The 14,166-nt window shown below is 65.0% G+C and carries 10 protein-coding genes and 1 pseudogene; 7 read left to right on the top strand and 4 right to left on the bottom strand.

Annotated features, from left to right (window positions below; genetic code table 11):
• Window positions 1-136 precede the first annotated feature (136 nt).
• The gene (locus AKN84_RS08190) at window positions 137-940 is read left to right on the top strand and encodes a helix-turn-helix domain-containing protein (RefSeq protein WP_050420243.1); all 804 of its coding nucleotides are present in this window, start codon (window positions 137-139) and stop codon (window positions 938-940) included.
• A 66-nt stretch (window positions 941-1,006) separates the two neighbouring features.
• A complete protein-coding gene (locus AKN84_RS08185) occupies window positions 1,007-1,501 on the top strand; it encodes an ester cyclase (protein WP_128970540.1) in 495 nt (164 codons plus the stop codon).
• On the opposite strand, the pseudogene AKN84_RS08180 reads toward AKN84_RS08185, so the two are convergent.
• A pseudogene (locus AKN84_RS08180) lies at window positions 1,498-5,198 on the bottom strand (YhdP family protein). The gene AKN84_RS08185 and the pseudogene AKN84_RS08180 sit on opposite strands and share 4 nt — an antisense overlap.
• 22 nt (window positions 5,199-5,220) lie before the next feature.
• On the opposite strand from AKN84_RS08180, the gene AKN84_RS08170 reads away from it, so the two are divergent.
• Window positions 5,221-6,165 carry a peroxiredoxin gene (locus AKN84_RS08170; RefSeq protein WP_347337308.1) on the top strand — a complete coding sequence of 315 codons (945 nt, stop codon included), beginning with the start codon at window positions 5,221-5,223 and terminating at the stop codon, window positions 6,163-6,165.
• Window positions 6,166-6,266: 101 nt separating this feature from the next.
• Window positions 6,267-7,616: a M23 family metallopeptidase gene (locus AKN84_RS08165; RefSeq protein ID WP_050420239.1), complete on the top strand. Its 1,350-nt coding sequence runs from the start codon at window positions 6,267-6,269 to the stop codon at window positions 7,614-7,616.
• A 330-nt stretch (window positions 7,617-7,946) separates the two neighbouring features.
• Here the strand turns inward: AKN84_RS08165 and AKN84_RS08160 are convergent, their stop codons facing one another.
• Window positions 7,947-8,822, bottom strand: coding sequence for a DUF6502 family protein (locus AKN84_RS08160; RefSeq protein ID WP_050420238.1), 876 nt, complete (start codon window positions 8,820-8,822; stop codon window positions 7,947-7,949).
• A 157-nt stretch (window positions 8,823-8,979) separates the two neighbouring features.
• On the opposite strand from AKN84_RS08160, the gene AKN84_RS50605 reads away from it, so the two are divergent.
• Both AKN84_RS50605 and AKN84_RS44720 read left to right on the top strand, forming a co-directional pair.
• Entirely contained in the window at window positions 8,980-9,132 is a 153-nt protein-coding gene (locus tag AKN84_RS50605) for a hypothetical protein (RefSeq protein WP_430649895.1), read from the top strand.
• A gap of 24 nt (window positions 9,133-9,156) precedes the next feature.
• On the top strand, window positions 9,157-9,681 hold the full coding sequence (locus AKN84_RS44720) for a hypothetical protein (protein WP_430649894.1): 525 nt from the start codon (window positions 9,157-9,159) through the stop codon (window positions 9,679-9,681).
• On the opposite strand, the gene AKN84_RS08155 is transcribed toward AKN84_RS44720, so the two are convergent.
• Window positions 9,647-10,882 carry an ABC transporter substrate-binding protein gene (locus tag AKN84_RS08155; protein WP_050420237.1) on the bottom strand — a complete coding sequence of 412 codons (1,236 nt, stop codon included), beginning with the start codon at window positions 10,880-10,882 and terminating at the stop codon, window positions 9,647-9,649. The genes AKN84_RS44720 and AKN84_RS08155 overlap by 35 nt on opposite strands.
• A gap of 158 nt (window positions 10,883-11,040) precedes the next feature.
• Here AKN84_RS08155 and AKN84_RS08150 point away from each other — a divergent pair, with 158 nt between their 5' ends.
• Window positions 11,041-13,194 (top strand): carbamoyltransferase C-terminal domain-containing protein, encoded by a 2,154-nt coding sequence (locus AKN84_RS08150; RefSeq protein ID WP_050420236.1) that lies wholly within the window; start codon window positions 11,041-11,043, stop codon window positions 13,192-13,194.
• Here AKN84_RS08150 and AKN84_RS08145 read toward each other — a convergent pair.
• Window positions 13,154-14,089 (bottom strand): DMT family transporter, encoded by a 936-nt coding sequence (locus AKN84_RS08145; RefSeq protein WP_050420235.1) that lies wholly within the window; start codon window positions 14,087-14,089, stop codon window positions 13,154-13,156. The genes AKN84_RS08150 and AKN84_RS08145 overlap by 41 nt on opposite strands.
• Window positions 14,090-14,166 lie beyond the last annotated feature (77 nt).

The raw sequence follows: 14,166 nt of genomic DNA, 5'->3' as shown, positions 1-14,166 counted from the left end.
TGCCTTGGAAGCAGATTTGCGGATGAGCGCAGGTCCACCGTTCTGGGCGCACGCAGCAAATTGCGCCGGGTGCCGATGAGACGGATATTGTCGCGGGTGTCGGCTCGATCTAGGCTTCCACCCGCCGAGGTCCTCAATGGATATCAAACGGGCGTTACCCCATCCGAAACTTCGCGGTGTCCTGCGCTCGTTCGAGGAAAGGCGCGTCGAATTGGGGAGCGCCGTGCTGGCCTGGCCGGTCGCCGCACGGCCGCATCAAATCCTGGATATCCACCTAGCTGAGCCATATCGCGTGCGCATCGACGGCGGCGAGGCCTGCACGACGCCGGACGTGGGCGTGGTCGGACCGCAAACCTATCGCCGCGCGCATGTTTGCCTGTCGGGCTCGGTGCATGTCTTCAACATCCTGTTTCAACCGACCGGCTTGAACCGCTTGGTCGGGATCGACATGACCACCCTGGTCAATCAGGACCCGGCAGCCTGCGACGTGCTCGGCAAATCCGCCACGTCGCTTGGCGATGCCGTACGCATGGCGCCTGATTTCGACCTGCGCGTCGCCGCGGCCGAACGCTGGGCCGAGGCTATGCTGGAGAAGCGCGGCCCAGACTGCGCAATCGCCGCCGCGTCACGCCGGATGATCAGCGTCCAGGGACGCACGCGGATCGAGGACCTCGTTGCATATTCCGACCTCAGCACCAGCCAGTTCCAGCGTCGTTTTGCGGCGCAGGTCGGAATGACGCCCAAACTGTTTGCGCGAACGATCCGCTTCGACCGGGCGCTGGTCGCCCGCCGCGATGCGCCGAACCGCTCCTGGACCGACATTGTCCACGAACTCGGCTATTTCGATCAGGCCCATTTCATCCGCGAATGCCACGCTTTCGCCGGCTTGCCGCCAAGCAGCCTCACCGGTGATTGGGACAACGTCTTTTTCCCCGGCTGATGACCAAAATTTACAAGCGCTTTCGATCACGCGTCCCGCAAGGTCCGCCTTTCGCGGGAGGCCAGCATGACAGCGAGAATGACGCGGCGCGAACTCGGCGGCGTTGCGCTTGGCATCGCCGTCGCCGGCCCGAGAGCTGGAGCAATGAACATGCCGACCAACCTTGAGCGCTTCAAAGCCATCGTCGAGCGCGGCTTTTCCCAGGGCGACCTCACGGTCGCGGACGAAATCTGCGCCGAGACGCTGATCGAACATGAGTATCTGTCGAAAACCGATATTCCAGGCCCGCAGATCCTGAAAGCGCAGATCGAGGATGCGCGGCGCAGCATCAGGGACTTGAAGCTCTCGATCGAGGCAATCGTGGAAGCCGGCGATACGGTGTGGGCGCGGAGCAAGGCAACCGGCGTTGATCCTCGTTCGGGAAAACCGGTCGCCATCGATGTCATCGACATCTGTCGATTTGCCGACGGCAAGCTGGTCGAACACTGGGGCGTGCCCGACCGGTTTGCGCTGCTTCACCAGATCGGAGCGCTGCCGCCTCCGCCGGGACCGCGACCTTAATTGTTCGTCGTCGGCAGGTCGTTCGGGCCGTATTGCTTGAACTCGAAGATCTTGCGCGTCAGGCCGGGCGCCAGCGCCGAGATCGGGTTGACGCGCAGCACCGGCGCGCTCGGTGTTCCCACCACTTCATAGGTCACGCCGATCAGGCCTTCATTGCTGCCGGCGCCGAGGAAAATCCCGAAGAACGGGATCTGGCCGAACATGTTGTTCAACCCGTACATCGGAATGAAGGTGCCGTTCATCCGCACCTGGTTGCCGATATAATCGATGCTGCCTTCGATGGTCGCGCCGATGCTCGGTCCCTTGACCACGCCGTTGCGGATCGACAGCTGGCCGCTCTGGCGGGTGAACTCGGCGCGCAGCGCGTCGAACCCGATACCGTTTTGGGTGCTGACCGGCCCGCCGGCAACGGCGCGGTCGAGTTGGGTTTCGCCCTTCACCGAGAAGCCGGTGATGTTGATGAGACCTTCCCTGGGCCCCGGTTCGGGGATCGGCGGCTCCATCGCGAGCGTGAGCTGGCCGCCGACCACCTTCGAATACGTGTCGATGAAGCGCAGGAACGCGCCGGCGTCGCCGGTCTGCAAATAGATCACCTCGCGGCCCTGCTGGCGTCCGCGCATATCGACAGCAACGGGCGTATCGCGGCCGACCTTGCCGCTCAGCGTGAACGCCTTGAAGAACCCGTTGCGGCGCGAGATCTTGGCATCGACGCTGCGCAGCGCCTCGCCGTTGAAGCCGGCCACCGCACCGAGCTTCAGATCGACATCGAAATCGGTGGTCTTGGTCTTGCTCTTGGGATCGCTGTCGCGGCCGGAGATCGCCGATTTCAGGAATCCGCGGCCATCGAACACGTCGCCGCGCATCGTCACCTTGATGACGCCGTCCGGACCGCGATCGGCGCGCAGCGATGTCTTGTCACCTTCCGACGGCGCATAGGTCGGGAAGTTCGCATTCATGAGATCGCCGTTCTGATCGACCTCGAGCGCGCCCTTGATCGAAACGCCGGCGCCTTCGATCGAGATGTCCTCGAACCGCGTCGATTGTCCCTTCGGCACCACGTTGAAGGTCGCCTTGCCGGCCCTGCCCTGCGTCTTGACCCAACCGGGCAGGATGTTGTCGAGCTTGAGCTGGGTCAGGTCGGCCTCGACGCCCATCTTGGTGGTGGGATTGTCGCCGCTGCCGATCTTACCGTTCAGCTTGATCGGGATCGCACCCGACACGGCAGGACCGAGATCGAGTCCGAGGCGCGCGCGGCTCGCATCGTCAAGCGTTGCCTGCAGCTTGACGTCGGCATCGCCGTCGGTCGGCTTGCGATAGTCGAGCGAGGCCGCCTGCCCGTTGATCTTGACGTCACCCTTGACCTGGAAGCCGGCGTTGCTAGCAATCAGCTTCAGCGTGTTGGCCTCGAGCTTCTGGTTCATCACCAGTTTGTCGACGGCAACGCCGGTGATGTCGGCGGCGACCGAGTACATCGTATCGGCCTTGGTCAATTCGCCCTTCACCGGCATGCCGAGATTGATCGTCGCGGTGACATTGCCCTTGCTGGCGTTGGGATCGATCGGCGGACCGGAGAGATCGCTGAGCCGGTCGGACGCGAGGATTTCGGCGGCGGCCGGCACGGGACAGTCGACCCGGAACTTGACCTTCGACGGCGACGGCTTCGGCGCCATGTCCGGCACCTCGAAGGTGAAATCCGACAGCGTGATCTTGCGGCCCGCCGGCGTGTCGGCGATGCCCTGGTTGATGGTCACGGTCGCGGTGCGGCCGGTCACCCTGGCCTTCAGGTCCGCATCATGCACGGCCGGCATCTGATCGACCGGGCGCACCGTGACGCCCGAGGCGACGATGTTGACCGAGAGACCGTCATCCGGGATCGGCGGGCCCTTGCGCGACAGATTATGCACCGGCGAATTGACGCCGACATCGATGCGCTGGAGCGTGCCACGGTCGATCCGCTCGAGCACCCATTCGCGCACCTCCGGCACGATGATGATCGGCCACATCCGCTTCAGGGCGGAGGCCGACATCGGCGTGCCCGCAAAACCGAGCTGCAGCCGCGGCTCGCCGGAATAGTCGACGCTGCCGGTGCCGGCGACGCCGATCTCGCCATTGGAGATGTCGGCCTGGGTCAGCAGCAACCGCTTCTTCTCGGTGTCGAACCGGAAACCGACGTTGATGCGATTGAAGATCAGCGGCGGTTCGTTCTTGTCGGCGCCGGCGAGCACGATGGTGCCGCCGGACAGTCCAGCCTGCCAGTCGGTGACATTATCGTTCGGCGGCTCAAGATGCCCGAGCAGCGTGATGCGGTTGGCGCCCGAGACGATCTTGATCGGCGCCAGCAGCACGCGCCGCCCCGAATCCCATTCGACGCTCATCTCGGCCGAATCGATCGGCATCGGGTAGTCGGGCGTGTCGGTGTCGATGATGTTGCCGGCGCCGACATTGATCTTGCCGCGGAAATAGGTCGGCAGGCCGTCGCGGCCGAGCTCGCCCTTCATCTCGCCCGACAGCGGAAGGTCGGCGGTGTAGGTGAGATCCTTGGTCCGCATCGCGAGCAGGATGTTCCGCGTGGACACCTTGTCGGCCTTGATGTCGACCGAGCGCACGCCGTTCTGCTGCGGGCCGACCAGGACGCGCACCGACCAGGCTTTGCGCCCTCCTCGCCGAAGCTGAGCGCCACGCCGCCGCCGCTCGGGCGCCGCAGGCTCAGGCTGATATTCTCGAAGCTCCATTTGTTGCCGCGCTGCTGGTCGTCGACGACGAGATTGCCGTTCTTCAGGCCGATCTCGTTGAGGTTCTGACCGTCGAGGCCGGTCATGCTGAGGCTGTCGAGCCAGTCGAGCCCGGCAAGTAGCCCGCTCTGGGCCGAATCGGGTGCGGCCGCCGAGGGCTCGGACGCAACCGGCGGCGCGGCCACCGGCGGCGGCGCTGCGGGCGCCGGACGCGGGAATGTCGGCGGCAGGCCGGCTTCACGCTTGGACGCAACGCCGGTCGCCAGCGGTTTTGCGGTGTCGCCGGCGGATACGGTCACATTGCCGTCGGGCGTGATGCGCACCGACAGTTCGGCATCGACCAGATTGAGGCTCTCCGCCCGCAGCTGTCCCATCAGCAGCGCCGTTCCGGACAACCGCACTTCGGCTTTCGGCGCGCTGGCAACCACCGCATGGTCGCGGTCGCGGACGATGATGTCGCGGATGCGCACTGCGATCCTGACCCGGCCGGCGCGCTCGATCTGGGTTCCGCCGACCTCGACCGTGTTGCCGTGGCCGATATTCTCTTCGATCGCCGCGGCCAGCCACGGCGTCGCCAGATCGAGATTGATCGGGCCTGCACCGAGCCGCCACCACAATGCGCCGAAGCAGGTCGCGAACAGAACGACCAGCACCACGAGGACCAATCCGATGCGACGGATCCAGCGCTCGCCATGCAGCCAGCGCTGCATGCCGGAACAGAAATCGGTGAAGCGATGCAGGTTGGTGTTGGAACGCGACAGCAATTGCCGCGCACGGTTGCCCGCCGCCTCATCCTGCTCGTCCCACGCGGCGTCGTCTTCCCATTGCGAGAAGTCAGCCCCGGCGCGCGGATTTGGACCCTGCGGCGACGTTTTCCTTGCCATTGCCTCTCGGTGCTGACGGCGAAGCTGCTCGCCGCCATCGGGACGCCCGTCGATTCGTATCGAGCGCTCCCGTGCCGGCATCGCCGCCTATCCTCGCCTAATCGTGTTACTCGCCGATGGCCCCAAGATCGGACCAAAAGAACGGACCAAACCAACCAATCAAAAGCCAATTCAGCAAGCGGACGGGTTACGCGTCGAATTCCTTGTCACCATACTCCGTGGCCATCAAACTTGCCCAGCGGCCGATGCGAATCCGGCCGCCGCGAATAAGACCCGCAATACCCCAATGGTTGAGCTTCGGAAAGCGACGAAAGGAAGGCGTATGTCCAAGAAAACGCGCAAGAAATCCTCCAACACAACCGGAAAGCGGGTCGCAACAAAGGTTGCGCGCGCCGCAAGCGCAAGCACTGGGAAGTCCGCGGCGAAAACCCGCACAACGGTTGCGAAAAAGCCTGCGGCCAAAACAGCAAAGGCCAAACCCGCAGCGGGAGTTCAGGGCACAGCCTCGCACAAGGCTGCATCGAAACCGTTAAAGCGGGAGCCGGCCGCGACCGTGACCAAGACCGCGACCAAGTCGTCCGCCGTCACACTTGCCGAAGGCGCGTCGGCACCCGGCTTCGACCTGCCGCGCGACGGCGGGGGCAGCGTGTCGCTGAAGGATTTCGCCGGCAAGAAGCTGGTGCTGTTCTTCTATCCCCGCGCCGACACCCCCGGCTGCACCAGGGAGGCGATCGACTTCACCCGGCTGAAGGGCGAGTTCACTGCTGCCGGCACCGAGGTGGTCGGCATATCAGCCGATACGGTTAAGGCGCAGGAGTCATTTCGAAACAAACACCAGCTGTCCGTGCCGCTGGTCTCGGACGGCGCCCATCAAATGCTGGAGGCGTATGGCGCCTGGGGCGAAAAATCCATGTATGGCAGGACCTTCATGGGAATTATTCGTACCACGGTTCTGGTCGATTCCGGTGGAAAAGTCGCCCGGATCTGGCGCCATGTGAAGGTCGATGGCCATGCCGAAGCGGTATTGGAGGCCGCCCGGACGCTCTGACCGGAGGGGGTTCCGTTTCCTGAAAATTAACCATGGCGGGCTCAAATCGGCCCCGCAAATTAGCCGTACGGAGCTTGGTCCGACCGGCCGCGGGAGTACCGATGTCGAGCCGGTCCGGTCATCACCAGAAACACCATCATCACCAGGACCATGGCCGGGCACCGGCGCGCCGCCCGGCTGCCCATCACGCCGCACCGGCGGTGGCGGCCTCCGGCGAGGGCTATACGCTGGTCCATGCCGGCAAGCAGGTCCGGTTCGGGCCGGTCGTGTTCTGGATCGCGGTCGGCACCGTAGTTCTGCTCGGCATGTGGTCGGCGGCGACCGCGACCTACTTCGCGTTCCGCGACGACGTCCTGACCCGGCTGATCGCGCGCCAGGCCGAGATGCAATACGCCTATGAGGACCGCATCTCCGAGCTGCGCGCCAAGGTCGACCGCACCACCAGCCGCCAGTTGCTCGACCAGGAGCAGTTCGACCAGAAGCTCGACCAGATCCTGAAGCGGCAGTCGACGCTGGAATCGCGCGCCACCGCCCTCGGCGCGATGCCCGATGCCACCTCAACCGGTTCGATCAAGCCGCAGGGCCGCGCTGAGGCGGCGCCGTCCTCCGGCACGCCAAAGCCCTCCCCGATCAGCGACACCGTGATCTTCGTGGCGCCGCCGGACCGCGAGGCGCGGCTGGAATCGCGCGCACCGCTGATCGCCAAGGCGCAGCCGAACCAGTTCGCCAAGGCCCAGGGCGTCGACAATGTCCTGGTCCGTCTGCAGACCTCGCTCGATCAGGTCGAGCGCCGCCAGGTCGCCGCACTCTCCTCGGTCGAGGACGGCATCGAATCGCGGGTGCGCCGGATGCGCGGCGTGATAAGCGATCTCGGCCTCAACATGTCGCAGCTCGAAGCAGCCGTGCCGCGCTCCGGCATGGGCGGCCCCTATGTGCCGGTGAAGCTCACGCCCGACGCCGGCGCCTTCGAGCGCCAGCTCTACCGCATCAACATCAACCGCGCGCAGATGCAGCGCTTGAACCAGACGCTGGCGCTGGTGCCCTACCGCAAACCTGTCGTGGGCGAGGTCGAATTCACCAGCGGCTTCGGCGTTCGCAGTGATCCCTTCCTCGGCCGGCCGGCGATGCACACCGGCCTCGACTTCCGCGCCGCGCAGGGCGATCCGGTGCGCGTCACTGCCAACGGCAAGGTGGTGTCGGCGGGCTGGGCCGGCGGCTATGGCCGCATGGTCGAGGTCGATCACGGCAATGGGCTGTCGACCCGCTACGGCCATCTCTCGGAGATCGGCGTCAAGGTCGGCGAATACGTCAAGATCGGCCAAGTGATCGGCGCCGTCGGCTCGACCGGCCGCTCCACCGGTCCGCATCTGCACTATGAGACCCGCATCGACGGCGAAGCGGTCGATCCGCAGAAATTCCTCCGCGCCGGCGTCCGCCTCAGCGCAGGTTAAGCCTCACCTCACAACGATCGATCTGAACATCGGCGCAAGCGGTCTCGCTTGCGCCGATCTCGTTTGTGGCTCAGCGACGACCGCCACCGCCGCCCATGCACCGCCCGGCCCGCCGCCACCGAATCCGCGGCCGGGACCGAACGGTCCGCCGGACGAGCCGAAGCCGCCCGGACCGGGGCTGGTCGTTCCTCCACTCAGAGAATCGGGCGCAGGGCCGCTACTACTTGACGGGCCGCCGCCTAGCACGCGGGACGGTCCCCCGCTAGGGCCGCCACTCGGACTGCCACCCGGGCCGCCGCCACCAGGCGCACCGCGCCCGCCTGGGGCTGCTCATGCCGCACCGCCTTCGTCGGAATCGTCATCGACAGGACCGTTGGGGCCCTCGCGATAGATGTAGATGCCGAAATTCCAGCGGTAATCGCCGCCCTTGTCCTTGGCCAAGGCGCGGTTGGCCTCGCGGTTGGCGACCTTCAGCGCCTCCATCGCGAGCTCGCACGAGCGGCCTTCGAGCCGCTTGGCAAGCTTGGCCGACAGTCCATCGTAATGCACCGCACGTTCGAGGAAGCGCGGTGTCGCCGACGACACATTCATCTCGGCGGCCGCGACATGGTCGTGCAAATTGCGGCCGAGATAGTGCCATTTGCGGTCGTCGTCGCCATGCGGGACGAAGGCCTGCTCGACCAGCATGATCTCGTCGCGGTCATTGATGGTGACGAGCTTGCGGTCGAGCCATTCGTCCAGCACCGCGCGCGGCCGCACGTCCTTGGTGATCGATTCGACCAGCGTCTCGAACGACGGCGCGCCGCCATCGGCGGCGCGCCGCAGCGGCAACGGATCGCCCTTCGCGTCGGTGAACTCGGGGGCGGCCAGCCAGCGCGCGATGATCGCGCTGGTGCGCGACAGCGTCGCCGGCACCGCATTGACCGGCGCGCCCGCGCCGCGCAGCCGCGCCACCTCCTTGCGGTGGATGCCGGTCAGGAGGCTGACGCGGCTGTCAGTCTGCTCCTTGCCCTCGAGCGCGAACTCGTGCTCGGCGACGTTGACATAGAGCTCGCGCAGCAATTGGGTCAGCGCCGGGAATGTCATGCCGCCGCGGATACAAAGCCGCACCAGCGGGCGCAGCATCCGCGCCAGCGGTGCATGCAGCTTCGCTGCGGCGATCGGCGCGGACGATCCCACCTTCCACTTCGGGGCCTTGGCATTCATGTCTAACTTTTAGCCGTCCACTGCGTGGGACACAATCCCACTCCGCCTGACGTGTGATATTTTCCCACTTTTGGGAAACAAGGTCACTCCGACGCGCCTGGCGGGCGCGGGTTCAAGAGGGCCCTGGCACTGCCGCCATCGATACGGACCGCTGCACTTGTCCCGCCGCGCCACGCGGCTGCTGTTCGCCGCCGCTGCGCTGACGAGCCTGCTGGTCTGGACCACGTCGCCTTATCTGCGGCAACGTATTGCCGACATCGGCATCGAGTATCGCGCGCAGGATACCTCAGGCATCGCCTCCACCGCGTAGCGCCTGACGTATTGGCGGAAATCGATGAAGTTCATCGCTGCCTCGCCATGGCTCGGGCACGGCACTGGCTCGATCAGGCACATGTTCACGCTGGATGCGATAGGACAGACCGGCCTGCAGGCCGAGGTGATCAACAATCCGCACAACCAGACCTTCAATGTCGCGATCCAGTGGGGGCTCCTCGGCATCCTGCTGCTCTGCGCGATGTGGACCAGCCATACCAGGCTGTTCGCGGGCCGCGATCTTTACGAGCTCGCTGCTCAACTCGCATTTGTCCGATTTTCACGAAGGCTGGATGTACGTGATCGGCGTCGGCGTCGCCGGCGGCATGGCGCTCGGCCCGTGCAACAAATTCGCGGGCAAGCGAAGCGCGACCCGGGACCCATAACCACTAATGGTTGTTGTTGCATCGCGCTGGAGCCCCAGCCCGCTTCAACAACACGCGTCTGTGGTTATGGGTCCCTGCTTTCGCTTTCGCAGGGACGACGGCGGTGTGTTGGCTTGAGCGCGGGCCCTACCGCGTCGCCTCATGCCCGACCTCGCCGGTGATGACGTCGCCGAACAGCTCCCACGCTTCGCCGTTGAACCGCATCAATTGCATCTGCTCGATCGGGAAGTAATCGTCCGGCGAGGTATTGACCATGACGCCCGGCAGCATCAGGTCGGAATGGAAGTTCTTCAAATTGGCGGCCTGCTTCATCACATTCTCGCGCGTCAGATTGTCACCGCACTGCTTCAGCACCTGCACCATGGCCTCGGCCTGCACATAGCCATAGAGGTTGTTGGCATTGCCCTTGTCGCCGTCCGGATAATACTTGTCCATGAAGCCGCGCCAGCTCAGCACCGCGGGATCCTTGTCCCAGGTCGGATCGGTCGGGTCCTTCAGATAGGCCGTCGAGATGATGTCCTTGGAATATTCGAGCCCCGCCGGCTTCAAGACCGAGGCGACCGAGGTCGCGGTGTTGGCGAGAAAGAATTTCGGCTTCCAGCCGAGCTCGCCGACCTTGCGGATCGCCTGCGCCGATCCCTTCGGCGCCGCCCAGGAGAAGAAGATGTCGGCACCGGAATCGTGCAGCGCGACGATCTGCGAATCGATCGAGGGATCGGAGACCTCGTAGGACTTGTCGGCGATGATCATGTTCGCCTTGTCGCCGAGCCCGTCCTTCAAGCCCTTGAACTGATCCTTGCCGGCGTCGTCGTTTTGCCAGAACACCGCGATCTTGCTGTTTGGAAACTTGTCGCGAATGTGTTTCGCATAGATTCGCCCCTCGCTCTGGTAGTTGGGCTGAAAGCCCATCGTCCAGGGAAAGTTCTTGGGGTCGCCGAACTTGGTGCCGCCGGAGGCGACGAACAATTGCGGCACCTTCTTGGCATTCATGTATTTCATGATTGCCGAATTCGACGGCGTACCGAGCGCCTGGAAGATCAGCAGCACCTCGTCGCTCTCGACCAGCTTGCGCGCCTGTTCGATTGCTTTGGGCGGCGAATAGGCATCGTCGTAGCTGATGAAGTTGATCTTGCGGCCATTGATGCCGCCCTGTTCGTTGATCATCTTGAAGAACGCGGCCTCGGTCTTGCCGATCACGCCATAGGACGACGCCGGGCCGCTATACGGCATGATGTTGCCGATCTTGATTTCGCTATCGGTCGCGCCGGGATCGTATTTCTTCTGGGCGTGGGCCGAGGTCGCGAGCAGTGCGACACTTGCGAACGCCACGATTGCGCCAATATATCCAGAACGAGCCGGCATCGTTTTCTCCCGATTTTTGTCGTGGTTTTGACGCAAGTCTCGCAAGAGACGCATGTGCTGGCAAGCGCCGGGTTTTTCCGTTGGGCGAAACGGCATTGTTGCCTGGTGCTATTTATGATTGAAGGTCGATCTGGGGATCACGAGTCGAGGCGTTCTGATTGCGTAAACCGGACATTCGTACCGGTCCGCGGCATCCGCGTATTGCGGCGGCGGGCTATGAAATCACCCGCCGCCTCAGCGAACGTGCGCTGGCTGGTCGTGGCTTGCACAAGTCCAATGGCGCGTTCGCGCAAGCCACGATCGCCGCGATCCGCGCAAGGCTGCAGCGCGGCGAGACCGTCTATATCGCGGGCCTCGCCTGCCCCGGCACGCACAACACCGGCGTCGCGCTGGTCGAGGTCACCCAGAAGGACGGCCCGCGCCTGATCGTCAACAACGAGGAAGAGCGCTTTTCCGGAAACAAACATACCAACGAGTTTCCGCAACACGCGCTCGAGGACATGCGCAAGGTGCTGCAGCGGATGGGCCGCGACATCGGCGACATCGCGGCCTTCGTCACGACATGGGACTATCCGGCACTGCTGGCGATGCTGATCCGCACCTCGCTCGAGGAAGCGCCGGCCAGCATCAAATTGCTGCGCGCGCCGATCGCGCCCGCGATCAACCTGCGGCAGATGGACCAGGTGCGGCGCATCTCGCGCAGGCTCGGCAGGATGTATGGGCTCGGCGAGCAGCTGCCGCTGATCTGCATGCCGCATCACGACAATCACGCCTGGTACTCGTTCACCGCCTCGCCGTTCGCCGATCTGCGCGAGCGCGTCGCAATCGCGGTGCTCGACGGCACCGGCGATGTCGGCTCGATCTCGCTCTACGTCGCCGAAAATGGCGAGATGAAGCAGCTCTATTGCAACGACAGCCTGTTCGATTCGCTCGGTGCCTTCTACACCGTGATCTCGTCGAGCCAGGGCGGCTGGACATGGCTCTCCAGCGAGGGCCGTTACATGGGCGCCGCCGCCTGGGGCGACATGAACCGCGCCACCAATCCCTATTATCAGCGGCTCAAAGCGGTGCTGCATCTCGGCCCGGATGGCAGCGTGCAGCTCAATCGCGCGATGGCCAATTGGTATGCCGACCCCGCCGACAATCCGTACAAGCAGCCGCTGATCGACATTCTCGGCCCGCCGCTGCGGCCCGACCAGCTCTGGAATCCCGACGCCGTGCTGCGCGTCGAACACATCAATCACCGTCCCGACACCAAGGATCGCGTCGACAAGGCCGCCGCGACGCAACTGGTGTTCGAGGACGCGATGATCCATGTCATCGATCATCTGCTGCGCGTCACCGGCACCGACCGCCTGGTGCTGACCGGCGGCGTGGCGCTGAACGCGCTCGGCAATATGCGGCTGCTCGAGCATTTCGACGAGGCGTGGTTCGAACGCGCGCAGCAGCGCAAGACGCGGCTGCATATGTGGGTGCCGCCGGTGCCCGGCGATCCCGGCGTGCCGATCGGTGCGGCCTGGCTGTTCGCCCATATGGCGGGCGCTCCGCGCGGCGCGGCGCTGTCGCACGCATTCTATTGCGGCCTGCCGCCCTCGAACGCCGACATCACCACGGCGCTCAACGTCGACGACATCGCCTCGACCGCGATCGGCAATGTCGCAACGTCAGGGGGGCGCGATGCGGTGGCCGATCTGATGGCCAGCATGGTGGCGCAAGGCGGCGTGATCGCGATCTACCAGGGTGCGGCGGAGACCGGTCCGCGCGCGCTTGGCCATCGCTCGATCCTCGCCAACCCCTGCGACCCCGCGGTGCGCGAGCGGCTCAACGAACGCGTCAAGTACCGCGAGGCGATCCGGCCGCTGGCACCGATGGCGACGCTTGAGGCGGCACGCGACTATTTCGAGCTGGAAGACGGCGCATCCGACGGCGACTACAACGCCTACAACTACATGGTGCTCACGGCGCATTCGAAGCCGGAAGCGCGTGCCAGGATTCCGGCCGTGGTGCACGCCGACGGCACCGGCCGCATCCAGATCGTACGCGAGGCGGACGATCCCCTCACCTACGCCTATCTGAAGGCGCTCGGCCGCCATATCGGCGTCGAGATGTCGGTCAACACGTCGTTCAACGTCGCAGGCCCGATCGCGCAGACCCCAATGCAGGCGATGGACACGCTGCGCCGCTCCAAGGGGCTCGATGCCGTGGTGCTGGTCGCCGATGACGGCACCGCCTATGCCGCCTGGCACGGCGGCGAGCGCGACAGCGGACGGTTCAGCGGATGGTACGCGGCATGGAAGCAGGCGCGCGGCTGAACCAGCCCAGCACGCGCCCGTCGATCAGCAGCAGCGCGCTTGATATCACGAGCGCGCCGATCACCTCGCGCAGCGCGATCGGCTCGCCGAGGACGAGGTAGCCGAGCAGCATCGCGGTGACCGGAATCAGCAGCGTCACCAGCATCACATTGGTCGCGCCGGAGCGCTGCAGGATCTGAAAGAACACGATGTAGGCCAGCGCCGTCGACAGCGCCGCGAGCCCGAGCACGGCGAGCCACGTGGTCGGATGCGGCATCGGCAGCAGCCAGGGCTGATCGGCCACGGCGGCGATCGGCGCCATCATCAAGGCCGATGTCATCATCTGGAATGTCGCCGTGCCGAGCGGCGGCACGCGCTGCGGCAGCCGCCGCCCGACCAGCGCCGCGATGCCGTAGCTGAAGGCGCCGGCGAGGCACAGCAGGATGCCGATGCCCTGGCGGCTCTCGAAGCCGAGCGCATCGCCATGCAGGATCGCGACCCCGATCAGCCCGACCATCACGCCCGCGACACGGCGCGCCTGCAACCTCTCCTCGCCGGCCGCTGCCATGATGATCACCGCGAACAGCGGCGTCATCGCGTTGAGGATCGAAGCCAGCCCGCTCGGAATATAGGTCTGCCCGAACACGATCAGCGAAAACGGCAGCACGTTGTTGAACAGCCCCATCGCGAAGAACGGCGCCCAGGCGGCGACGCCGCGCGGCCATTCGATCTTCGCGGCGCGCAGCAGCGGCAGCAGGATGATCGTGCCGAGCACCACGCGCAGCAACACCAGGGTCAGCGGCGGCAATTCGCGCAGGATCACGCCGTTAAAGAAGAACGAGCCGCCCCAGAGCACCGACAGCAGGCCAAGCAGGCCCCAGTCGCGGCGATCGATCCTGTTGTCGGCGGAAGACATATCGGGCTCTCGTCAGCGCTGCCACAGGTGACTAGTGCGGCGCCGCGAATATTCCCACCCGATTTCCGTGAATGGCT

The sequence above is a fragment of the Bradyrhizobium tropiciagri genome, assembly GCF_001189845.1.
GTDB lineage: Bacteria > Pseudomonadota > Alphaproteobacteria > Rhizobiales > Xanthobacteraceae > Bradyrhizobium > Bradyrhizobium tropiciagri.
Note: the sequence above shows the minus strand (reverse complement) of the source record. Positions and strands in the feature narration are given on the sequence as shown.